Origin of the sequence: Dolichospermum sp. UHCC 0260 (assembly GCF_009711985.1) — a bacterium.
GTDB lineage: Bacteria > Cyanobacteriota > Cyanobacteriia > Cyanobacteriales > Nostocaceae > Dolichospermum > Dolichospermum lemmermannii.
In genome coordinates this window covers 16,622-38,084 of the sequence record NZ_VIKZ01000016.1, presented here as the reverse complement: position 1 = coordinate 38,084, position 21,463 = coordinate 16,622, and the positions used below count along the sequence as shown (strand labels likewise).

The window sequence follows — 21,463 nt, the reverse complement described above, 5'->3', positions numbered from 1 at the left end:
GTGGTCAGTGGTCAGTTGTCAATTTTCCCCTGCTCCCTGCCCCCTGCTCTCTGCGTGTATTGATGACTTGATGACTTTGCCTCTGGCTTTAAGGACTCTGCGAAGTCGGTCAGCACTCAAGTAAACTTGTCGCTCAGATGCTAGTTTTTTGGCTAGTTGTTTAGAGTTGTAAGTTTGGGGTTCTTCAATTAGGCAGTTTTCTAGATACTCTAAATCATGTTCTGAATAACGGGGTTTTCCTCCTCGACCTGGAGCATCCCATAATCCTGCTAAACTCATCTTTTCCCAACGGTGTAAGGTTTGACGGACTGTAGAAACTGCCCAGTTTAAACCTTGAGCAATTTCCTCGTTTTTTAATCCCCTAGCGTTCAACAGTAGAACTTGAGCGCGATCTTTTGTTCGTTGAGGAGCGTCTTTAGACCTTCTTAACTCTTCTAGCGTTAACTTTTCTTGATCAGTTAAAACAACTCTCAGTCGGCATCCCATAGGACTGTTATTTTGATTAATGTATTTGGTATCTGACGTGGGTTTCCAGATGGATATTTTTAATTACAGTACATAGTAACAAATGATTTGTATGTATTATCAAAAATCTATTGGCTTCAGTGTAGCCCTATAACAGTTACTTTAATAGTCAAAAATAATTTCATGACTAAGTATTGTGACGCTATACAACAATACCTTTACCACATTGAAAAAATCCTTAATTCGTAGGTTGGATTGATGTTAATTTTTGGTTGAAGCGAAAAAAAAGGTTTGGTCATATTACCAAACCTCCATAATTGCTGTGCTTAACAACGTACATAATTAATTTAGTGCTAATCTAGCCACATAGCATCTTCCTATAGAATGTATACAAATTCCTCTAAATGTGATATATCATGGCAATAACACATATTGACATCATAAATAGGAATTCATAAAATTTTACCAACTACTTTAAATACGAAAAAGACCTGGGGGTTAGCCAAGCCTTTATATATACCAGGTGTTTACCATATATAGCTACTTTAAACCTTATATTATTCCTATTCATCTTCCTATAAGGTGTGTACAAATTTCTCTAAATGTGATATTGCCGATGTCTATCTTGGTTTTTTACCTTGCTTTTTATTGCAAGAATTACTAAAAATTTAAGAGGGTAGGCCGAAAGACCTACCCTACAGCTATTCTTTCAAAACTGTCTTGGATGCCATTCTTGTCTTTTTGCGGTCAGCTTCCGATAGTTCTTCACCTGCTTGTAAGCGAGTTGCTGAAACTTGTAACACGGTGGCTGCACAGGTATCACCGATTTGTAAGGCGGTATTAGCAGCAGTTTGTAACATTGTAGCAGCACCAAGGCGATCGCCTAATTCTAATTTTGCCTCAGCCAATTGAGTTTGCCGATATTTAGCCAAAAGCAGAATCGAGTTTAGCACCTGGGAATTGAGAGCAGGTTCATAAGTCTTGGTGAAATTAGCATATATTGGCACTAAAGGAGAAAGTAAACCCTCCTTATTCAACGATGGGTCATCATAGCGAATTTGGATATGGCCAATGACTTGTTTCCCTTCTGGTAATTGTCCCAGATAAATATTCGCTAAAACTACTCGTTCGGTATCTTTCATCAAGTCCCCTAACCGCGCCATTAAAGTCCCATTAGCATCGGTTTCTACTGGTAATTCAATGGTATCTGGCGCAACTTGGGCAACGGGTTTGAGTTCCGCCAGACGCACAGCAGGGACTAAAGATAGAAGTAAATGGGCATTTGTTAATCCCACCGACTGTACCCGCCGAAATAGGCGCGCAAATTGAGTTACAGCTTGTTCTGGGTTCTCGATATAAGCCAGAGTCCCACCCCCAGCATCAGCAATCTTTTCCAATAAATCTGGATTCCAGTCATCACCAAAACCCAGGGTGTTAATTGTCAGGTTGAGTTTGGCGGCTTTTTTAGCAAGTTGCAAACAACGTTTATTGTCATTTGGTCCAATTTGCCATTTCCAAATCTGTAACCCGTTATCCCCATGACCATCTGTCAGTAAGAAGGCTTGGGAAACTGCGCCTTTTGTGCCTTTGAGTAGTTCTGTAATCCCCAAGGATAAACCTTCGGCGATGACAGTCCCGCCAGCAGCCTTTAGCTTGGCTCTTAACTGGGTTTTGATGCTTTCAATATCTTGAACGATTTGGTTGGGGATAATGACTCCAGACGTGCCAGCAAAACCGATAATGGAAATCCTGTCACCAACTTTTAATTGATCCAATAATTGCTCAACTGCTTGAATGACGATATTCATGGGTTCACCGGACATAGAACCACTTTGATCGAGAATCAAGCAGAGATTCAAGGGTAAACTTTGTTCAAGTTCAGAAGGCATAGCGGAAATGGAAATTGAGAGTTGTCGTTGATTGCTTTGTTGGGCAGCATCAACGTTAGTATCATTTAGAGCCGATGTTAGTTGAACTTTCATTGGGGGGAAGCATCTTGCAAAACAGTTTTTGAGACAATTCTGGTTTTTTTGCGATCGCTTTCTGATAACTCTTCCCCAGCTTGTAAGCGGGTGGCGGAAACTTGCAATACCGTTGCAGCACTAGTATCACCCATTTGCAAAGCAGTTTTCGCCGCCGTTTGTAACATCGTTGCTGCCCCAGCCCGATCACCCTGCTGTAATTTCGTTTCGGCTAACTGGGTTTGGCGATATTTGGCTAAAGCTAAAACCGACTGTTGTACCTGGGGATTTGGTGTTGGTTGGTATTCCCTGGTGACATGAGCATAAATTGGTAGATTGGGGGAGTGTAGCCCGATTTGGTTATGGGCGGGGTCATCGTAGCGGACTTGAACATTAGCGATCGCCTGTTTACCTTCTGGCAACTGTCCTACATAAATATTAACTAAAACTACCCGTTCTCCGTCTTTCATTAAATCGCCCAATCTCACCACCAAGCGCCCATCGCTTTCGGGTTGTACTGGTAATTCAATGGTATCTGGGGAAACTTGGGCAATGGGTTTGAGTTCTGCCAGTCGGACATTAGGCATTAAAGATAATAATAGTTGAGCGTTAGTCAACCCCACTGTTTGCATTCGACTAAATAAGCGACCAAATTCCGATACAGCCTGATCTGGGTGTTGAATATAAGACAATGTACCCATACCAGCATCAGCGATTTTTTCTAAAACCTTATCATTCCAATTGTCACCAAATCCCAATGTATTTAGAGTCAAATTATAGTTGGCGGCTAATTGGGCAAATTTCAAACAGCGATCGTTATCACCATGTTCATTTTCCCCATCAGTCAGTAAAAATGCTTGGGAAACGGTATCATGTTTACCCTTGGCTAATTCCTCAATTCCCAACCGTAAACCCTCATCAATGGCAGTTCCCCCATCAGCGGTGAGTTGTTTAATTTGCTTTTTAATCTGTTGACGATCTGTAATTAACTGATTGGGGACTAAAACCTTGGCACGGTGATCAAAAACAACTACACTGAGACGATCTTCAGGAGTCAAACGATCTACTAACAAACAAGCGGCATTTTTCACGGTTTCCAGGGATTTCCCTTGCATTGAACCGCTATGATCGAGAATTAAGCATAAGTTCAAGGGTACAGTCCGATCTATTGTTTCACCACCAGCAGAAACGGAAACTACTAATTGACGTTGAGTGCTAGTTTGATTTGCATCTATACCAGCATCATTGAGCGCTAGTTGTAAATTAACTTTCATAATTTCAATTTCCTATCTAGTTTAGACAGATACAATTTTACAGATAACTTCAAACCGCATCCTCTATACTACGGAAAATAAGTTAATTTAGAGGATGTTTGAAAAGTTTTGAATGTATAGACTGACCCCTCTCCAAACCTCTCCCCTGCAAGGGGAGAGGCTTTAAAACCCCCATTCCCTTGCAGGGAAGGGGGGTAGGGGGGTTAGGTTTTTGGAGATTACGGGTTTGATATAATACTTTTCAAACAACCTCTTAGGAGTCACAGGCTGAGAATCACTGGAATAAAAGCCTTAACTTTCCCTAAAACAGAGACTGAAATATGAACAAATAAACATGAAAATTGATATAATTTAATTATTCAAAAAGTAATTTTTCAGGGTTTCTGCTAAAGTAAAAGGAGATTCTTTAGGAAAGAAGTTTAATTTAATTCCTGTTTCTTCAGATGCTTTTAAACGAGCTTTTTCATAACAATCTGCAAATATTTCTATAAGTAGAGGTTGCAAACTAGGACTATCTTCTAATAATAATTCAATACAAATACGTTGCTCTGTAATCGTACTGCGCCAGCTTTCACTAAGTTTTTCAGGTTGATATTGCCATTTTAGTAAGTGCATTAATAGCACAATTAAACGGCTCTTTAACTCCCGTTTTTCACTTTTTCCCATGCTTTCAATTTCTTCTATCAGATTTGCTAAATCAATTTCTGCAAATTTCCCTGCTTTTAATTGTTTAGATATTGTTTCTATCCACAGATAAAAATCTTGGTCGTAAAGATTATCATTGGTAATGACTGTTGGTTGATGTGTTGTCATAATGATTTCTAACCTCCTGCAATAATCTTATCAGTAAATCATTCTATTGTTTCTCTTTCTTCATAATTCACCTTGATGCTAAAAATATCATTCCCCGGCAGAACCAGGGAACGAGGATAATAATGGTTTTTGTTGTTAGGAAATATTCGCCATATATTTAACTAAATCATCTATTTGCGAAAAATCTAATAATTCTTCGGCTAAATCTTCCAGTTGAGTTAGTCCCAAATTAGGAAGTTGCTGTTCTATTTTGGCTGGAATATTCCCAAAGCGGCGTTTTAACATACGGAGAATCAATTCTAGTGCTTCTCTTCTTTTGCCTTTTTGCTCACCTTTTTGCAGAATATCCTGATAAACCCAAGATTCTTCCATAATATCCTCCTGAAACAGTTGTTTAAGTAGATTTCTATTAAATCTTAACCCGGCTAAAAGCTGTGTACAAACGGAAATATTATCCCGTGCTTTCTTGGATTCAATTGTATTTACAGCAGCAGCAACTTGGGTTAAAAGATTTTCGGGTGAGTCGCTTTTTGCTAAAGTTGCTAATGGTAATAGTGCGGGGTTAGCAAGTAGTAACGCTGCTTCCTCTTCCCACATCCGTATAACTCTATATTTGTGAATAGTGTTGGTGTCTACATATTGACTATTAAACACCATTTCGGAAGTTGTGGCTTGCAGAAAAATCACGACTTGCTCAATTTCACAGCAATATTGACGTTTTAAGCGAGTGTAGTAGTCAAGCATCCGAAAATCAAGGGGTGTTTTCGATTTCGGTGTGGTTTGGAACTCTAAATGTAAGATTTTATTACCGACTTTGAGGAAAATCACCGCGTCAGCGCGTATGGGTTCAAGATGAAGTTCGGTTTTCAAGATTTCCACCTCTGATACTTCACCAGCTAGTAACCATCTGGCAAAATCTTGAGGATAGGTTTCCGCTAGGTACTTACAAGTGTTATCGTAGGACAAGTTATTTTTTTCCTTGAATCTGGTAATTGTTATTTACCAGATTCTTACATATATACTGATCCTTGGGTTGATGATTTAGAAAACAATTGGATATCACCCCCCTAACTCCCCATAAAAATCTTCATCTAATAACTGTTCGATAGTAAAAGGAAAATCAAGAGGATATTCTGTTTCCTCCGGTTTTCTGATTCCCAATTTAGCATTTTTACTTTCTTTAATTGCCAATTTTCGAGCATCAGCATAAGCAATAAAAATAACCTCATGGAGATAATTTTTAAAAGAAGGATTTTCTTCCAAATCTTTTTTAACTCGAAAACGATGTTCAGTAACAGAACTGTACCAACTTCCTTTCATCATTTCGGGAGCATCAGCTTGAACGGTTAACTTGAGTAAGTGAGCAATTAAGATGGTTAAATTACTCAAAAATGAGCGTTTTTCTGATTTTCCTATATCTTCTAATTCTAAAAGCAAATGTTCCCAATCAATATCATTAAAATCTTGTTGTTTGATTTTTTTAATGATAGTTTCTCGCCAAACATTAAAATCTCGTTCATAGAGTTGATTGTTCATAATCCTCCTGCAAAAGTTAACTCTTATTTTAATTTAGTTAGGACTTACGCACAAGTTACGGAATAAACGAACCACAGAGGCACAGAGAACACAGAGAAATAAGAGTTTGATAGGTTTTTTGCGTAAGTCCTATTAGTTTAAAAATATTTACCCGGATTATAAAAAGCCAAATTTAATAAAATTTAACCAAAACTGGGAATAATACCCACAAATAAGTGTAAAATCTAATAGATAATCTCTTGCGGATGCGATTATGTCACCAAACTACGGCGGTCAAAATCTCCGAGGACGCTCTTTTAAAGGTCAAAACCTGACAGGTGCTAATTTTAGTAAAGCTGATATTAGAGGGGCAAATTTTACCAATGCTATCCTTAAAGATGCTGATTTTAGTGGCGCTAAGGCTGGACTACAGAAGTTTTAAATACTGTTGATCTAATTTTCCAAAATGGTATTGACTGGAAGGCTTTTGTTAATGCTTTTGATCAAGTTCAAAATCAAAATAGAGATACAGAATTAGCTATTCAGAGTATTGAAAATAAAGGTGATAGTGTGGTAGTTGTTAAGAGGATGTTTGAAAAGTTTTTAATGTATAAATAAACCCCTCTCCAAACCTCTCCCCGACGCGGGGAGAGGCTTTGAAACCCCCATTCCCTTGTAGGGAAGGGGGGAAGGGGGGTTAGGTTTCTGGAGATTATCGGTTTCATCTAATACTTTTCAAACAACCTCTAAAGTTGCTGTTCCTGATAATGCTGATAAAGAAAAGATTCACAGCGATTTTACTCAAAATTATCAATTAGCATTAGCAGCAGTGGAAGAAAAATATAAAGCAGTTTTACAAGCTAAAGATAATGAAATAGTTATTTATCGCCAAAAAAGTGCAGAGATGACAGAAATTGTTAAACTATTAGCTAAGAAACCTATCAATGTTCAAGTTGACAACAAAGTGGAGAATAAAAACATGACTAACGATTCTAGCCGTAAAGTTGAAATTGGCAGTATCGGCGGAGATTTTAACGCCAGTGGACAAGCTTTGAATTTAGGTGAAATTAGTGGTACAGTCACAAATACTATTAATGAATTAGCAACTGCACCCGAACCAGAAGAACCAGGAATTAAAGAATTATTAACACAATTAAAAACAGCAATTGAAACTGATAGTAATTTAACAGCAAAAGAAAAAGAAAAGGCTTTAAAACAAGTTAAATCTTTAGCAGAAGCGGCTCAAAATCCTCAAGAAAAACAGGATTTAGCAGATACAGCAATTACAATGTTAAAAGGAACAATTGCTCATTTACCAACTGCGGCAAAATTGGTTGAAGAATGCGGTAAATTGTTGCCGATAATTTCTGGTTTTCTAGGTTTAGGTTAAAATGTATTTTCTAACCGCCCTGTTCTGAAAATATCGTTAAAATGGGAGGTAGAACCTCCCGGAAAGCATTCCCAGTCGGAGACTGGGAACGAGGAATAAATGGAGATTAATTAAGAGGTATGAATCATGACTGCTGTAATTTTACAAATACCACAATCACTAAAATTCACAGATGATAAATTTGTGGAAATGGTCGCTGCTAATAAAGATTTACGTTTAGAATTATCGGCTCAAGGAGAATTAAGTATTATGTCACCAACAGGAGGAGAAACGGGAGATAGAAACCTAGAATTAGGTGGACAAGTTTGGTTTTGGAATCGCCAAAATGGGTTAGGAAAGGCTTTTGATTCTTCTACAGGTTTTAAATTACCTAATGGCGCTACCCGTTCCCCTGATGTGTCTTGGATAAAGATAGCAAGATGGAATGCACTCACACCAGAACAAAGGAAAAAGTTTCTGCCTTTATGTCCTGATTTTGTGATTGAATTAGTTTCTGAAAGCGATGATTTAGCAGATACTCAAGCCAAAATGCGAGAATATATCGCCAATGGTTTGCGGTTAGGTTGGTTAATTAATCCTAAAAATAAACAAGTAGAAATTTATCGCCCAAATCAAGAAATAGAAGTTTTACAATCTCCTGCAAATTTATCTGGAGAAAATGTATTACCAGGATTTATTTTAGATTTGCAACCGATTTTTTCATGAAACATATAGCGGTTATTGGTTAGATGCCATACAATTGAGGGCGCAGACCCTACGCCCCTACGCCCTGCTGTACTTGGCATAATTGGGACTCAAGACCCAAATATTTTAAAATTTAGCTTTTTTCACTATCAGGGAGAAATCCACACCCTAAATTGGGTGAGCATCGCGTTAGGATGTAATACATTAACGGCATAGTTTCAGGCGATTAGTTGCTATGGATATTTCTCACCTCAAGGCTGTGCAAGCCCCCTATTCCGGCGATAGCTCCTACCGGACACCGCCGCCAGATTTACCGTCCCTACTATTGAAGGAGCGGATTGTGTATCTGGGTATGCCACTTGTTCCGTCTGTTACGGAATTAATCGTCGCTCAATTGCTGTATTTGCAGTCCGATGATCCCGAAAAACCAATTAAAATCTACATCAACTCTACAGGTACTTCTGGTTACAGTGGCGAACCTATCGGTTTTGAAACCGAAGCCTTCGCTATCTATGACACTATGAAATATATCAAGCCTCCTATCCACACCATTTGTATTGGTTCGGCTATGGGTATGGCTGCGATGATTCTTAGTGCTGGGACAAAAGGCTGTCGTGCTAGTTTGCCCAATTCTTCCATTATCCTGCATCAGCCGAAAAGCTACGCCCAAGGACAGGCGACGGATATTCAAATTCGTGCTAAGGAAGTTTTGGCAAATAAAGCTTCAATGCTGGAAATTCTAGCCCGGACGACTGAACAAGACATGGCGAAAATTAGCAAGGACATGGATCGTCTTTTCTACATGACTCCCGACCAAGCTAAGGAGTATGGTTTGATTGACAGGGTTTTTAGGAAGGAAGAACTCGCTAATCTCCCACTCCCTGTAAGTGTGCTTTAAATAGGTAATTGGTGATTGGTGATTGGTAATTGGTAAGAAGATATAGCTTCATCTGACCACTAACCACTGACCACTGACCACTAACCACTGACCACTGACAACTAACAACTGACTAATTACAAACGGAGTACCGCAAATGCCTATAGGCGTGCCTAAAGTTCCTTACCGGATGCCCGGTGGACAATATACAGATTGGATTAGCATTTATGACCGTCTTTATCGGGAGAGAATTATTTTCTTGGGAAGAGATGTGGATGACGAAATTGCTAACCAAATTATTGCTGTCATGCTGTATCTGGATTCCGATGATCCTGGGAAGGATATTTATTTATATATCAATTCCCCCGGTGGGATGGTGACATCTGGTTTGGCAATTTATGACACCATGCAACACATTAAGTCTGATGTGGTGACAATCTGTGTCGGTTTGGCTGCTTCTATGGGATCTTTCCTGTTGGCTGCGGGGACAAAGGGTAAACGCATGGCCTTACCTCACTCCCGGATTATGATTCACCAACCTTCTGGGGGAACTCGCGGACAAGCTTCTGATATCGAAATCGAAGCTAGAGAAATTCTGCGAATTCGGAGTCAGTTAAATCAAATTTATGCTGATAATACTACTCAACCTTTAAGCAAGATTGAAAAAGACATGGATCGTGACTTTTTTATGTCTGCTCAGGAAGCTAAGGAATACGGTTTAATTGATCGTGTGATTGAAGAACGTATTTAAATAGGGGAAAATAATTCAAAATTCAAGATGTAAAATTCAAAAGTATGAATTACTCATTTTGAATTTTTAGTTTTGAATTTTGAATTTAAGTCAAATGAAGCAACATGGATCTTGAAGATTATTATCGGATATTGGGTTTAAGGTCGGGAGTTTCTTTTGCTGATGTGAAAGCGTCCTATCGCCGATTGGTTCAGCAATATCATCCTGATATCAACCCAAATGATCTCAAAGCGAAAGACAAATTTATTGCGGTGACTGAGGCTTATAAGTTTCTGCAAACTGTTTTACCACCGGAGGAAATTAAGCCTCGGACTAATGAGGTGAAAACTGATGTTTCTAGTGCTAGAGAAGTGCAAACTCAACCAGCAGCATCAAAAACAACGGTTATATCTCATCCACCCAATTTAGAGGATATAGAACAACGGTTAAAGTGGAAGACTTATGAGCAGTTACAGCGATTTTTACAGGAAAGACGTTTTCCCCAGGCGATCGCTTTAGCAGAGGCTTTAATGGCGCGTTTACCAGGGGATGCGGAGGTGCGTCAATGGTTAGCGATCGCTTATCAAATCTGGGGACGAGTGTTAATTACGGAAAAACAACTCCCAAAAGCCAGAATTTATCTGAAAAAAGCCTTAAAAACTGACCCATACAATAAAGCTTTATGGAATGAAGTTCAGCAGGATTTTCAACGTTTGGGATTGAAACTTTAGTTAATTGGTAATGGGTAATGGGTAATTGATAATTGGTAAGAGTTTATTATTGATTCATACTTTATTTTTGAATTGTTTATTTCTCTGCGTGGATGTAATCTACAAAGTAGAATTTAGGAATGAATAAAAATTTCAACCACGCAGAAATTCCTACTCCTAAAAGTGCGGTAATTATTAATGGTAAACCTAGCTGTAACCGCAAATCATCAGGTAATACAGCCACTCCAGATATAACAATTACAAAATATGCTAAAAGTCCTATTTGCAACCTTTCTAGATTTTTAACTGCGGTTCGACAACTACTACAATGCTGGGTATGTTGTTTATATCTATCGAGAACTTCAGCCCGATTTTCATTAATAGTTGTAGGTTCACTACCATTAATTCCTATTTCTTGCCAAGGTAATTTACTTTGACAATATTTATCAAACCAATTGCGAAATTCAATTACTAATCTATCAGCATTTGTGGGTAATTTATAAGCTGTTTTCCAACTTTGGGTTAATTGTTTTTGTTGTAAATAGTATTCTTGTTGTTGCAGAAAAATCATATCTCCATCTAATACTAGATGTCTCTCATTAATATGATTCCACCAACGGGGGATAATCCGATGTAGGGTTTTAGCAAAGTTGCGGGGAAATTGAGCAACAATTCTCGATTTACCAGGAGATACGGGAATACAATAAACAACTAAACCTAGTTTCTTTCCTGTATTACCAAGACTAATTGCATATTCTAATCTACAAGGTGGTTCAAATGTAATTGTTGTGGGTAAACCTCTCGCAATATCTACTTCAATTAAATCCATGGTTGATTTAACTATGTTAATAGGTATAGGTTGAGCTTTTTCTCTATTACCTTGGACTCCATGATGAGCAAAAGGGACATGACTAGGATCTGCTACATTTTCTACTAATGTTTGCCAATCGTATTCCAAATCTCGAATATAATTCGACCACACAAATCCTTTTTCTGCGTCTATTTGGGGTGATAATGGTAAAGGTGTATTTTCAGCTATTGCGGCTGTTTTTTCATCTGGCCACACCCAAAGTAGTTCCTGTTGTTGACGCACTGGAAAGGAAATAACACAAAAATTATCTTGATTTTTGGTGACAATTTCTGGGTTTTCTGCTTGGGGAACGCGCTGACAAATGCCATTTTCATTAAATTCCCAACCGTGATAACTACACATTAAGTTACCTGTTTTATCTTCGATTCTACCTTCGCTTAATGGTGCGAGACGGTGGGGACATTGATCTAAAAATACCCGATATGTTTCTGATTTTGTAGGTTTCCAAATTACTAATCTTTTTCCTAATAATGTCATCGGTTTGGGTTTGTGTGGTTCTAAATCTTCTATAGGGATGAGAGGATACCACTGTTGAAAGAAATTAAATTCAGATTGCATATTGCTTCTAAGAGATAAAACAAGTACACTACTGATAGTATACTGTGACAATAATTTTAATTTCTCGAACTATTCAAATTCACCATGGCCAATCCCTTTTTTCCAGGTAAACCAGTTCTCCCAGAAAGTTTTGTGGGCCGGACATCAGAAATTAACTATGCTTTTGACCAAATCCATAACCGCAGCCATTTCGCCATTTGGGGTGGGCCGGGAATGGGTAAGTCTTCATTCTTGCAGAAATTAGCTTCTGAGCAAACATGGCGAGAATATGGATTAGATCCATCTCAAGGTATCGCTGTCATAGTCAATTGTCAAAATATCATTCCCTTTACTCCTGCTGGTTTTTGGCGGGAAGCTTTAAGTTTGCTGCATGATAAATTAGACAGTGAACCAACACTACAAGCTGAAATCAAGCCATTACTTGAAAAACCGGCGACAAATGATAGTCTGCGCCAAGCATTACGGAGATTGGGTAAAAAAGATAAGTTTTTAGTATTGTTGGTAGATGATTTTGATGCAGCTTTAGTGAGCAATGATCAATATCAAGAAGCTGAAATGGAAACATTTTTAGCTCAGTGTCGTAATTTGGCGGTTCATGCGGAAGAAGGTCAATACCTCTCAATGATTGTTGCTTCACTCCAACGCCTCAGTGAATTAGGTCCCAAGCTTAACCCCAATGCTTCTCCTTGGTACAATCACTATCTGTTTCAATCGCTGAAATTGTTTCCTACCAAGGATTTAGTTCAACTATTAAATATTATTAGACCACCCACATTGCGGGGTGAAATCATGAATATTACTGGTGGACATCCAATGTTAGTCCAAACTGCTGGGTTTTTCTTGTATCGAGAGCTACAGCCTGGGATTAATCCCGATATTACATCATTTGCTGAAAATTTTGAAAGAGATACTCAACAGATTTTCAAAACAATTTGGCATAGATGCAATCCTAAAGAACAGGTGTTGTTAATGCTGATAGCCTTGTTAGATATGGAAGGTCATATAGGGGAGCTAAACTTTAAATTAAAAGGCATTGGCCGCATTTTTACACAACATGAACGATCTTTAAGAAAGTTGGAAGAACAGGGTGTAATTACTTCCAATTCTCTAGAACCAGAAAAGTTTTACTCTTTCACTTCATCACTTATGAAAAAATGGGTAATTCAGGAGATTTTGCAGACTCCAGAACAATCAATCAGAGATAGAGAAAAAGAATTTATGAATCTGATTAGTCATGGACAAGTAAACCAAGTTAAAGAAGTAGTTACTTGGTTAGGTAACAATCCAAATAAAGTAAAATCTTTCCTAGATTGGATTACAAAGGTAGTACCAGTATTTCCTGCATAGATATTTGAATAGAGAAGTTCTTTTGGACTTCTCTACTAAGTTTATAGACCATGATTGATCTGAAATTAACAAGGAGCAGATAAAATATGCCTTTCCCTCCAAACCCTTACATAATAGGTGGTCGAATTACAGATACAAATAGATTTTTTGGACGCGAAAATTTTTTTAATGACATTAATTATTATCTTAAAACCGACAATGTAAAACTAATTTTATTACATGGTCAAAGACGGATTGGCAAATCATCTGTAATTGCACAAATTCCTGGAAAATTAGGTACAGATGAATTTGTTTTTATCAGTTTCGATTTTCAAGGTACAGTAAACTCGTCTCATCAAGAAATTATACATTCAATTGCAATTGGAATTATAGAGAAACTAGAAACATTAGAAACAAACGAGGAAATTTTAACCCATTTAGCAGAGAATATTCTTACCAATATTGAGATTTTTTCTCGTGAATTTCTACCGACAGTTTATCAACAATTAGGTAATAAGAAATTGGTTTTACTATGGGATGAATTTGATGTTTTGACTGAAAGAGATACTGAATCAGATACAGATAGTAATAATTTTTGTGATTATATTCTACAGCTACAGAAAAGAGATCAGAAATTATTTATTATCCCAGTAGTAGGAAGACATATATCAAAGTTACCAAAATTAGTTTCTTCATTACGAGAAGCACTAAATATAGAAATTGGTTTGTTAAAGAAAGAGGATACTCAAAAGTTAATTATTCAACCTGATAAGAATGTTTTAAACTATGAAGAAGAAGCAATAGAAGCAATTTTCCAATTATCCGCAGGACATCCTTATGTTACCCAGTGTATATGTTCTGCCATTTATAATCTAGCACGCGATCGCTATAATCAAACAAATGTGCTTCCCCAGAGTATAAATGGTCATCATGTTGAAAGTATCGTAGATAAAGCAATTGAATTAGCTGAAGGTGGTTTAGATTGGTTCTGGGGGGGATTAACCCCTGAGCAGCAAGTTATTTTTGCAGCAGCAGCAGAGGCTCGAAATATAGCTATTCAAGAAAATGAACCTCCCCAGCTAATGCTATTAAGAAGCCATGGAATAGCAACAGAATATTTGAAAAAAGCAGACGAACAATTACATGAATATGGTTTTTTAGATAATAACAGGGTTAAGGTAGAATTTGTCCGTCGTTGGTTGGTGAAAAGGCATCAGCTAAAAGAGGAAATTAGCAATTTAGAGACAGTTAAACAAGAAAATATTAATAAGCTCTTGTCAGTAGCAGATGATTTGCGAGAACATGATGATACACGGGCAGTGCAAACTTATGAACTGGCTTTAAAGCTTAATCCTAATAACTTTAAAACTGTAACATCTTTGGCTGACGAATATTTAAAGATTGAAGAACTTAATAAAGCCTGTGAACTTTACAAACGAGCCTATCAATTCTATTCTTTTATCGGAAATATAAATAAACAAGAGTCTGTTTTACAGCCTTTATTAACTGTAGCTGAAAAATACTCAAAGTCCGAAAATTTTGAGCAAGCCTTGGAAATTTACAGACTAGCTGACAAAATTGATAGAGAAAGTAGCAAAGATGGTTTTTTACAGACAATAGAAAATTATGTCCATAAATTGATACTTGCAAGAGAATGGATTAAAGCAACAGAACAATGTCAATCAGGATTAGAAATTGATCCAAACAGAATATTATTTAAACAAAGATTAAAAGAAATTGAAGCCCGTGAGTCTAACACTAATCTTAACGTTGCAGCTAAACCTTTAAATAAAAAACCTTCTACAATCATGCTCAAATGGCTCAACCGTAGTTCAAGACTAATAGCATCTTTAGGATTAGCTGGAATTGTAGTTATTGGTGTAGGTATTTCCCAAGGTTTGAAAACTTGTCCACCAGGTGAAAGAAAGGAATTAGGTGTTTCTTGTGTGGTAGATAATAGTAGAATTAGTCGAGGTAATAGCACTTTCTTCCCTGAGATTAATAATATCCCGCGTGACAAAGGTATTCAAGCCTTTAAAAAAGGTAATTATCAAGAAGCAACTGTATTATTTAATCAAGCTGTCAAAGCTAATCAAAATGACCCAGAAGTGCTAATTTATTATAATAATGCCCTAGCTCGTAAACAAGGTTCTCCGTTTACCTTCGCAGTAGTTGTACCATTAGACAACAACACAACTACTGATACTGCTAAAGAAATATTACGTGGAGTAGCTCAAGCACAAAATCAATTTAATCAAAATAAAGGGTTAAATGGCAGATTAGTAGAAATTGTGATTGCTAATGATAGCAATAAAGAAAAAGCTAAAGAAGTAGCACAAGAACTCATCAAAGATTCTTCAATACTGGGAGTAGTTGGACATAAATCTAGTGATGCTACCCAGGCAGCATTACCAGAATATGCAAAAGCCAAATTAGCGGTTATTTCCCCCACTAGCACCAGTATTTTCCTAAATAATCCAGTTTTCTTCAGAGCAGTTTATTCTGATGAAAGTGCGGGTAAAAAACTTGCTGAATATACTTATAAAGGTCTCAAATTAAAAAAAGCAGTAATCTTTGCCAACCCAACTAATACATATAGTAACAGCCTCAGAGAGATATTTACAAATCAGTTTGAAAAATTAGGAGGTGAGGTGGTTCATAAACCCCTAATTGATTTAACTGCTGCTACATTTGATCCAGAGAAAGAAGTTGCTAAAAGCGTCTACGGTGACAAGGCGGAAGCAGCATTGTTGTTGCCAGACACACAAAGTGTTGAGATTGCTTTCAAGATTGCTAAGGAAATTACCAAAAGAAACGAAACACTCAAAACTCAAAATCCACCAAGACCAGAATTAAAAATGTTAGGTGGAGATACTCTTTATCAGGGTGCAACTTTAATCAGCGACAGGAAAAATGTAGAGGGTTTAATCATTGCAGTACCCTGGTTTAGAGAAACACCACAAGCTCAACTTTTTGCCAAAAAAGCAGATAAGCAATGGGGAGGAGGTATTAGTTGGCGAACTGCAACTAGCTTTGATGCAACTTGGATGTTGATTAAGGCTTTATCTAATAATCCATTTCGTAGTACAGTATTAGGAGGACTAGAAAATGTCAGTCTTTCTGCCAATGAAACATCAGGCTATCCTCTCGAGTTTACTTCACAAAGGGAGCGTCAAGGTGAGTCTATTCTTGTCGAGATTAAAGGAGGTAAATTTGAACAAATTGATCCAGCAAAACCGTGATCTCACAGATGCAATTAAAACGTTTGGAGGTACTATGAGGATATGATTACTTCTTTTAAGTCTCAAAGAAACCCTTATGTTATTGGTCGTCCTATTGACCAACAGTTGTTTTTTGGGCGAGAAAGCCTATTTTTGACTATTCAAGATCATATTCAACATAATAGCAACATTATCTTGTTATATGGTCAGCGCCGCATTGGTAAGTCATCTGTCATTAGAAACATTCCTCATGGATTGAATGATTTACATGAGTTTGTTTTTGTGACATTTAATTTAGAACATTATAGCCAAAAATCCCTAAGTGAAATTTTGGCGGATTTAGCTCAAGAGATACTTCATGATCTTTCGTTGGATGATGAAAATATTAAACTACCGGAAATTACAGAGTTAGAATTAGATTCTGGAATTTTTTCTCATCAATTCTTACCGCAGGTATATCAATTATTAGAAAATAAGAATTTGGTATTGGTAGTTGATGAATTTGATGCCTTAATGAATAGTAATAATCCAGAATTATTAGAACAAGTTTATAAATATTTATCTTCCCTTATCAATATTAATAAAAAATTATTTTTAATTTTATTAATAGAACAAAGATCAGTAAATAAGCACAGAATAAGTAAGATATTTAAGGATGTACCTGTTCGAGAAATTGGGTTATTAAATGAAGAAAGTACAACAAATTTAATTATTAAGCCAGCAGAAAATATTCTTGAATATGAAGAAGATGCGATAAAAGCAATTTTTGATCTATCCGCAGGACACCCTTATTTTACTCAAGCGATATGTTTTACTATTTTTGGGAGAGCGCGAGAGGAGGATAAATGGACAGTTAGTAGTGAAGATGTAAAACTCATTATTAATAAAGCAATTGAATTAGCTGAGGCTGGTTTAACATGGTTTTGGGACGGCTTTTCGATTTTAGAAAAAGTTGTGTTTGCAGCAATAGCAGAAGCGCAAGAAGATTCAGATAATTATGTTAGATTAATAAAAAGATTTAGACCTGACACAGAAGATAAATTAATTATAGAAACGAATCAACTTCTGAGAAGTAATGGATTTTTAGATGAAATAGAGGAAAGGGTTAAAATAGAATTTGTCCGGCTCTGGATTATACAACGTCACCCACTAAGGGACGAAATTCACGAGTTAGATAAAATTGAGCAAAAAAAAAGTCCTAGTAGTATAATTTTGTATTCAAAGGCCAATGCAAGCACTATTGAGAGTGACGTTATAAATAATAGTAGTATTGATATTAATTTACATCAACTAAGTGAACATCAACCAAGTAAAGTTAATCTTCCAGATATTCGTACAAAATCCAATTTGATTATTTTAACTGCAATAGCATCTGCTGTTTTTATTATTTCTAGTATTATAGTGGCTAGTATTGCTAAAGACTGCGAACCTGGGAAAAGAAAGGAATTAGGTGTTTTTTGTGCAGCAGACAATAGTAGAATTAGTCGAGGTAATAGCACTTTCTTCCCTGAGATTAATAATATCCCGCGTGACAAAGGCATTCAAGCCTTTAAAAAAGGTAATTATCAAGAAGCAATTAAATTATTTAAAGAAGCTGTAAACGCTAATCGCTATGACCCAGAAGTGCTAATTTATTATAATAATTCCCTAGCACGTCAAAAAGGTTCTCCTCTAACATTAGCAGTAGTTGTACCAGTAGACAAAAGCACCATTACTACTCAAGAGGTATTACGTGGAGTAGCTCAAGCACAAGACAAACTTAATCAAAACAAGGGTTTAAATGGCAGATTACTCGAAATTGTAATTGCTAATGATAGCAACACAGAAAAAGCCAAAGAAGTAGCTCAAGAACTCATCAAAGATTCTTCAATACTGGGAGTCATTGGACATATTTCTAGTGATGCTACCAATATGGCATTACCAGAATATGAAAAAGCCGAATTAGCAGTTATTTCCCCTACTAGCACTGGCATTTTATTGAACAATCCAGTTTTCTTCAGAGCAGTTTCTTCTGATGAAAGTGCCGGTAAAAAACTTGCTGAATATACTTATAAAAGTCTGAAATTAAAAAAAGCAGTAATTTTTGGAAATCCAACTAACTCATATAGTAATAGTATCAGAGAGATATTCACGAATCAGTTTGAAAAACTAGGAGGTGAGGTAGTTCGTAAACCTTTAATTGATTTAACTTCTCCTACATTTGATGCAGAAAAAGAAGTTGCTAAAAGTGTCTATGGTGATCATGCAGAAGCAGTAATGTTATTTTCTAATACGCAAAAGCTTGATATTACTCTCAAGATTGCTAAAGAAATTACTAAAAGAAACGAAACACTCAAAACCCAAAATTCACCAAGACGAGAATTAAAAATGTTAGGTGGAGATAATCTTTATCAGGATGAAATCTTAAACAGTGGAGGGAAAAATGTAGACGGTTTAATCATTGCAGTACCCTGGTTTAGAGGAACATCACAAGCTCAATCTTTTGCCAAAAAAGCAAAAGATCAGTGGGGAGGAGGCATTAGTTGGCGAACTGCAACTAGCTTTGATGCAACTCAGGCTTTGATTAAAGCTTTATCTAATAATCCATCTCGTAGTACAGTATTAAGAGGGCTGGAAAATGTCAGTCTTTCTGCTAATGAAACATCAGGCTATCCACTCCAGTTTACACCAGAAAGGGAGCGAAACGGTCAATCTATTCTTTTACAAATTAAACAAGGTCAGTTTACAATGATTCCCAATAATTAAATTAGGTTGTATACAAAAATTATATGTCCCAATCTATCGCTGTCACCGTTAAGTTATTTGCTGTTTATCAAGAAGCTTTTGATGTGTCCGAACTAGTGTTAGATTTTCCTGATGGTACACCAGTTCAAGCTGTGTGCGATCGCTTGATTGCTGAACACCCAAAATTAAGCAAATGGCGGGAAATAACCCGCTTTGGCGTGAATTTACAATTTGTTGAACCGGATACCATTCTCCAAAATGGTGACGAAGTGGTTTTAATTCCCCCAGTGAATGGTGGTTAACGAGGATATATTCAAATACACTAAAAAGAAATTAAAGATGATTAAGTTAATTTTTACAACAATTTTCATAGTTTTCCTCACAGCTTGTACTACTATTGCCTTATCACCAACACCGGAATTAGTGCAAAAAGCGATCGCTCTCCAACTAGAACAAACCCAACAGCAACTTAACCAACAGCTAGATCTAAACTTCCAAAAATTTAATATTCAGCGCATATCTATCACTCAACAACAACCCCTCACCATTGAAAACTTACCAGCTTATCGGGTACAGGGAAATTACGACTTTACCGTAAAACTACCAAAACGCAGTTTTAAACAACTTGAAAAACCCTTTGAAGTCTACCTACAAATTCAAAAAGAAGGGAAAAGTTGGCGGTTATTAATACCAGAAAAAAACCGTCAAGATCCTCAATCAAAATGGCAGAGTTACTTAATTCTTTAATTGGATTATTTTTGATTATGGTAATGATCTTATCGAAAATATAAAATAATTTTATATCTTGACATAACCTATCTGCACCAAAATAAATGTACATTAGCTGATATAATCAAGATTCTAACCCCATTAAAAATCGGCGTTGCTGATAGCCTGCGTGGCGATAGCCATATTGAGGTATGAAACTAAAAACTCAAAATCTAAAACTTTGCGTCTTTGCTCCTTTGCGACTTTGCGCGAAACAAAATTCATACCGCCATTATGCAACGCCCAAAAATATATCAATCTCAGATTCAACCTGTGATATATGCTGGTTTAAGGTTAGACTCTAAATATATAGGAAAAAAATACTTCTTTCCTTAATTATTGTAAAATTCACTTAACAAACAAAGATTTAGTTTGAATAAGTGTCATCTAATACAAAGGAGAAATAAAAATGACAGAAAATAATCAGGATAATATCAGTAATACTGAAGAAACTTCTCAAGGAACAATCATAGTTGCTGGAATGCGTCCCATTACCACCGGGACATTACAAGTAGTTGATACCTTCAACTCTATGGGGATTCGTCCCATAGGTGCAAACACATTCCAAGTAGTTGATAGTATTAACTTGTCTGGTATTCGTCCCATTGGTTCTAGTGCCTTGGTAGTTTCTGACAACTATTCTGTCTTCGGAAATCGGCCAATAGCGCCAAATACCTTCGATGACTCCGAACTTTTGATGGGTTTTCTAGACTAATTACATTTCCAATATTTTCATCATATCAAATTCAACCTGGTTTTATGAATAAACTAGGTTGTTTTATTAGAAGGAGTCAGGAGTCAGGAGTCAGGAAGAAGAATTAGAAGGAGATAAGAATAGTCTCAAATCTGGGAAAGTGATAGCTAAATGAATAGTTTCAAAGTTTATTCCTTGCACATTATTCACATTTTATCCTTCTCAATTCATTGATTTATTTATCAAGGTTTTAGGTTTATTAAGCAAGCCCTAATTATGGCAAAATCTTCAATTTTATCAACATCTTTAAACTTTCACGAAGATTATCCATGTCCAGTATGTCACGTGGGTAAAATTTCGCAAATGTTGATGATGGAAACTATGTGTTGTGATTTTTGCAATGAAATATTTACAGTTAACTTAGAATTACAACAAGTTAAAATGCCTTCTAGAGAACCACCTTTAGTTTGGAATTGGAATGGATTAAGGTGGACCCAAGCACGATTAGGAAATGTGGAATTAGGTTGGGGTTATGGTTTGTCCGCAATTGCTTTTATTATTTTACCGACTACCTTAATAGGAATTACAGCCTATTATTTTCCTCCTCATTCTCATGTTCCGCTTTCATGGATTCCATTTATTTGGACTGTGCTAACTTTTTTGTCACACTTAGGAATTATTGTGTGGATTTTTATTGAAGTTTATCAGATTCCCATTCTAGCATATTTGCGAGCTATTACCCGTTGGCAAAATAGATTAATTAGATAAAATTTATCAATTTCAACCTATTAATTTTGACTTTTGACTTTCGCGTAGCGGTACTAGTAGTCTGTCAAGATAAAAATGATGGACTGTAGTGTGAGCGAGACGCTCACGCGGGCA

At 36.6% G+C, this 21,463-nt stretch carries 18 protein-coding genes and 2 pseudogenes; 13 read left to right on the top strand and 7 right to left on the bottom strand.

Annotation, left to right across the window (positions count from 1 at the left end):
• Positions 1-18: 18 nt before the first annotated feature.
• The 6 genes from FJR08_RS08400 to FJR08_RS08375 form a co-directional block, all read right to left on the bottom strand.
• Positions 19-486: a helix-turn-helix domain-containing protein gene (locus FJR08_RS08400; RefSeq protein ID WP_015083120.1), complete on the bottom strand. Its 468-nt coding sequence runs from the start codon at positions 484-486 to the stop codon at positions 19-21.
• Between the two features lie 680 nt (positions 487-1,166).
• Positions 1,167-2,447, bottom strand: coding sequence for a VWA domain-containing protein (locus tag FJR08_RS08395; RefSeq protein ID WP_168632850.1), 1,281 nt, complete (start codon positions 2,445-2,447; stop codon positions 1,167-1,169).
• The gene (locus tag FJR08_RS08390; protein ID WP_168632849.1) at positions 2,444-3,700 is read right to left on the bottom strand and encodes a VWA domain-containing protein; all 1,257 of its coding nucleotides are present in this window, start codon (positions 3,698-3,700) and stop codon (positions 2,444-2,446) included. Before FJR08_RS08390 ends, FJR08_RS08395 begins: the two co-directional genes overlap by 4 nt.
• A gap of 351 nt (positions 3,701-4,051) precedes the next feature.
• The gene (locus FJR08_RS08385; protein ID WP_168632848.1) at positions 4,052-4,513 is read right to left on the bottom strand and encodes a DUF29 domain-containing protein; all 462 of its coding nucleotides are present in this window, start codon (positions 4,511-4,513) and stop codon (positions 4,052-4,054) included.
• 135 nt (positions 4,514-4,648) lie between these two features.
• Entirely contained in the window at positions 4,649-5,479 is an 831-nt protein-coding gene (locus FJR08_RS08380; protein ID WP_168632847.1) for a DUF4351 domain-containing protein, read from the bottom strand.
• Between the two features lie 93 nt (positions 5,480-5,572).
• On the bottom strand, positions 5,573-6,049 hold the full coding sequence (locus FJR08_RS08375; protein ID WP_168632846.1) for a DUF29 domain-containing protein: 477 nt from the start codon (positions 6,047-6,049) through the stop codon (positions 5,573-5,575).
• A gap of 262 nt (positions 6,050-6,311) precedes the next feature.
• Here FJR08_RS08375 and FJR08_RS24225 point away from each other — a divergent pair.
• The 6 genes and pseudogenes from FJR08_RS24225 to FJR08_RS08345 all read left to right on the top strand — a co-directional run.
• Positions 6,312-6,610 (top strand): annotated as a pseudogene (locus FJR08_RS24225) (pentapeptide repeat-containing protein); the annotation flags it as partial.
• Between the two features lie 166 nt (positions 6,611-6,776).
• Positions 6,777-7,418 (top strand): annotated as a pseudogene (locus tag FJR08_RS23545) (hypothetical protein); the annotation flags it as partial.
• A gap of 126 nt (positions 7,419-7,544) precedes the next feature.
• On the top strand, positions 7,545-8,123 hold the full coding sequence (locus tag FJR08_RS08360) for a Uma2 family endonuclease (protein WP_168632845.1): 579 nt from the start codon (positions 7,545-7,547) through the stop codon (positions 8,121-8,123).
• A 214-nt stretch (positions 8,124-8,337) separates the two neighbouring features.
• A complete protein-coding gene (locus FJR08_RS08355) occupies positions 8,338-9,000 on the top strand; it encodes an ATP-dependent Clp protease proteolytic subunit (protein ID WP_168632844.1) in 663 nt (220 codons plus the stop codon).
• A gap of 136 nt (positions 9,001-9,136) precedes the next feature.
• The gene (locus FJR08_RS08350; protein ID WP_015083128.1) at positions 9,137-9,730 is read left to right on the top strand and encodes an ATP-dependent Clp protease proteolytic subunit; all 594 of its coding nucleotides are present in this window, start codon (positions 9,137-9,139) and stop codon (positions 9,728-9,730) included.
• 104 nt (positions 9,731-9,834) lie between these two features.
• Entirely contained in the window at positions 9,835-10,440 is a 606-nt protein-coding gene (locus tag FJR08_RS08345) for a J domain-containing protein (protein ID WP_168632843.1), read from the top strand.
• Positions 10,441-10,516: 76 nt separating this feature from the next.
• Here FJR08_RS08345 and FJR08_RS08340 read toward each other — a convergent pair whose 3' ends face one another.
• Complete coding sequence (locus FJR08_RS08340) at positions 10,517-11,848, bottom strand: Rieske 2Fe-2S domain-containing protein (RefSeq protein WP_168632842.1); 1,332 nt, start codon at positions 11,846-11,848, stop codon at positions 10,517-10,519.
• 84 nt (positions 11,849-11,932) lie between these two features.
• Between FJR08_RS08340 and FJR08_RS08335 the strand changes: the two genes are divergently transcribed.
• From FJR08_RS08335 to FJR08_RS08305, 7 genes are all read left to right on the top strand, one after another.
• Positions 11,933-13,195 carry an ATP-binding protein gene (locus FJR08_RS08335; RefSeq protein ID WP_168632841.1) on the top strand — a complete coding sequence of 421 codons (1,263 nt, stop codon included), beginning with the start codon at positions 11,933-11,935 and terminating at the stop codon, positions 13,193-13,195.
• 86 nt (positions 13,196-13,281) lie between these two features.
• The gene (locus FJR08_RS08330; protein WP_168632840.1) at positions 13,282-16,416 is read left to right on the top strand and encodes an ABC transporter substrate-binding protein; all 3,135 of its coding nucleotides are present in this window, start codon (positions 13,282-13,284) and stop codon (positions 16,414-16,416) included.
• A gap of 42 nt (positions 16,417-16,458) precedes the next feature.
• Entirely contained in the window at positions 16,459-19,140 is a 2,682-nt protein-coding gene (locus FJR08_RS08325; RefSeq protein ID WP_168632839.1) for an ABC transporter substrate-binding protein, read from the top strand.
• A 23-nt stretch (positions 19,141-19,163) separates the two neighbouring features.
• Complete coding sequence (locus FJR08_RS08320; protein WP_015083134.1) at positions 19,164-19,421, top strand: MoaD/ThiS family protein; 258 nt, start codon at positions 19,164-19,166, stop codon at positions 19,419-19,421.
• 37 nt (positions 19,422-19,458) lie between these two features.
• Positions 19,459-19,866, top strand: a complete 408-nt coding sequence (locus FJR08_RS08315; protein WP_015083135.1) for a hypothetical protein — start codon at positions 19,459-19,461, stop codon at positions 19,864-19,866.
• A gap of 430 nt (positions 19,867-20,296) precedes the next feature.
• Positions 20,297-20,602 carry a hypothetical protein gene (locus FJR08_RS08310; RefSeq protein WP_148764797.1) on the top strand — a complete coding sequence of 102 codons (306 nt, stop codon included), beginning with the start codon at positions 20,297-20,299 and terminating at the stop codon, positions 20,600-20,602.
• A gap of 255 nt (positions 20,603-20,857) precedes the next feature.
• Positions 20,858-21,349, top strand: coding sequence for a hypothetical protein (locus tag FJR08_RS08305; protein WP_168632838.1), 492 nt, complete (start codon positions 20,858-20,860; stop codon positions 21,347-21,349).
• The last annotated feature ends 114 nt before the right edge of the window (positions 21,350-21,463 follow it).

Excerpts from the sequence above, each read along its gene's own strand:
- FJR08_RS08345 (WP_168632843.1), top strand. The coding sequence starts at position 9,835 with ATGGATCTTGAAGATTATTATCGGATATTGGGTTTAAGGTCGGGAGTT.
- FJR08_RS08350 (WP_015083128.1), top strand. The coding sequence starts at position 9,137 with ATGCCTATAGGCGTGCCTAAAGTTCCTTACCGGATGCCCGGTGGACAA.
- FJR08_RS08355 (WP_168632844.1), top strand. The coding sequence starts at position 8,338 with ATGGATATTTCTCACCTCAAGGCTGTGCAAGCCCCCTATTCCGGCGAT.
- FJR08_RS08305 (WP_168632838.1), top strand. The coding sequence starts at position 20,858 with ATGGCAAAATCTTCAATTTTATCAACATCTTTAAACTTTCACGAAGAT.
- FJR08_RS08310 (WP_148764797.1), top strand. The coding sequence starts at position 20,297 with ATGACAGAAAATAATCAGGATAATATCAGTAATACTGAAGAAACTTCT.
- FJR08_RS08315 (WP_015083135.1), top strand. The coding sequence starts at position 19,459 with ATGATTAAGTTAATTTTTACAACAATTTTCATAGTTTTCCTCACAGCT.
- FJR08_RS08360 (WP_168632845.1), top strand. The coding sequence starts at position 7,545 with ATGACTGCTGTAATTTTACAAATACCACAATCACTAAAATTCACAGAT.
- FJR08_RS08335 (WP_168632841.1), top strand. The coding sequence starts at position 11,933 with ATGGCCAATCCCTTTTTTCCAGGTAAACCAGTTCTCCCAGAAAGTTTT.
- FJR08_RS08325 (WP_168632839.1), top strand. The coding sequence starts at position 16,459 with ATGATTACTTCTTTTAAGTCTCAAAGAAACCCTTATGTTATTGGTCGT.
- FJR08_RS08340 (WP_168632842.1), bottom strand. The coding sequence starts at position 11,848 with ATGCAATCTGAATTTAATTTCTTTCAACAGTGGTATCCTCTCATCCCT.
- FJR08_RS08375 (WP_168632846.1), bottom strand. The coding sequence starts at position 6,049 with ATGAACAATCAACTCTATGAACGAGATTTTAATGTTTGGCGAGAAACT.
- FJR08_RS08395 (WP_168632850.1), bottom strand. The coding sequence starts at position 2,447 with ATGAAAGTTCAACTAACATCGGCTCTAAATGATACTAACGTTGATGCT.
- FJR08_RS08390 (WP_168632849.1), bottom strand. The coding sequence starts at position 3,700 with ATGAAAGTTAATTTACAACTAGCGCTCAATGATGCTGGTATAGATGCA.
- FJR08_RS08320 (WP_015083134.1), top strand. The coding sequence starts at position 19,164 with ATGTCCCAATCTATCGCTGTCACCGTTAAGTTATTTGCTGTTTATCAA.
- FJR08_RS08385 (WP_168632848.1), bottom strand. The coding sequence starts at position 4,513 with ATGACAACACATCAACCAACAGTCATTACCAATGATAATCTTTACGAC.
- FJR08_RS08400 (WP_015083120.1), bottom strand. The coding sequence starts at position 486 with ATGGGATGCCGACTGAGAGTTGTTTTAACTGATCAAGAAAAGTTAACG.
- FJR08_RS08330 (WP_168632840.1), top strand. The coding sequence starts at position 13,282 with ATGCCTTTCCCTCCAAACCCTTACATAATAGGTGGTCGAATTACAGAT.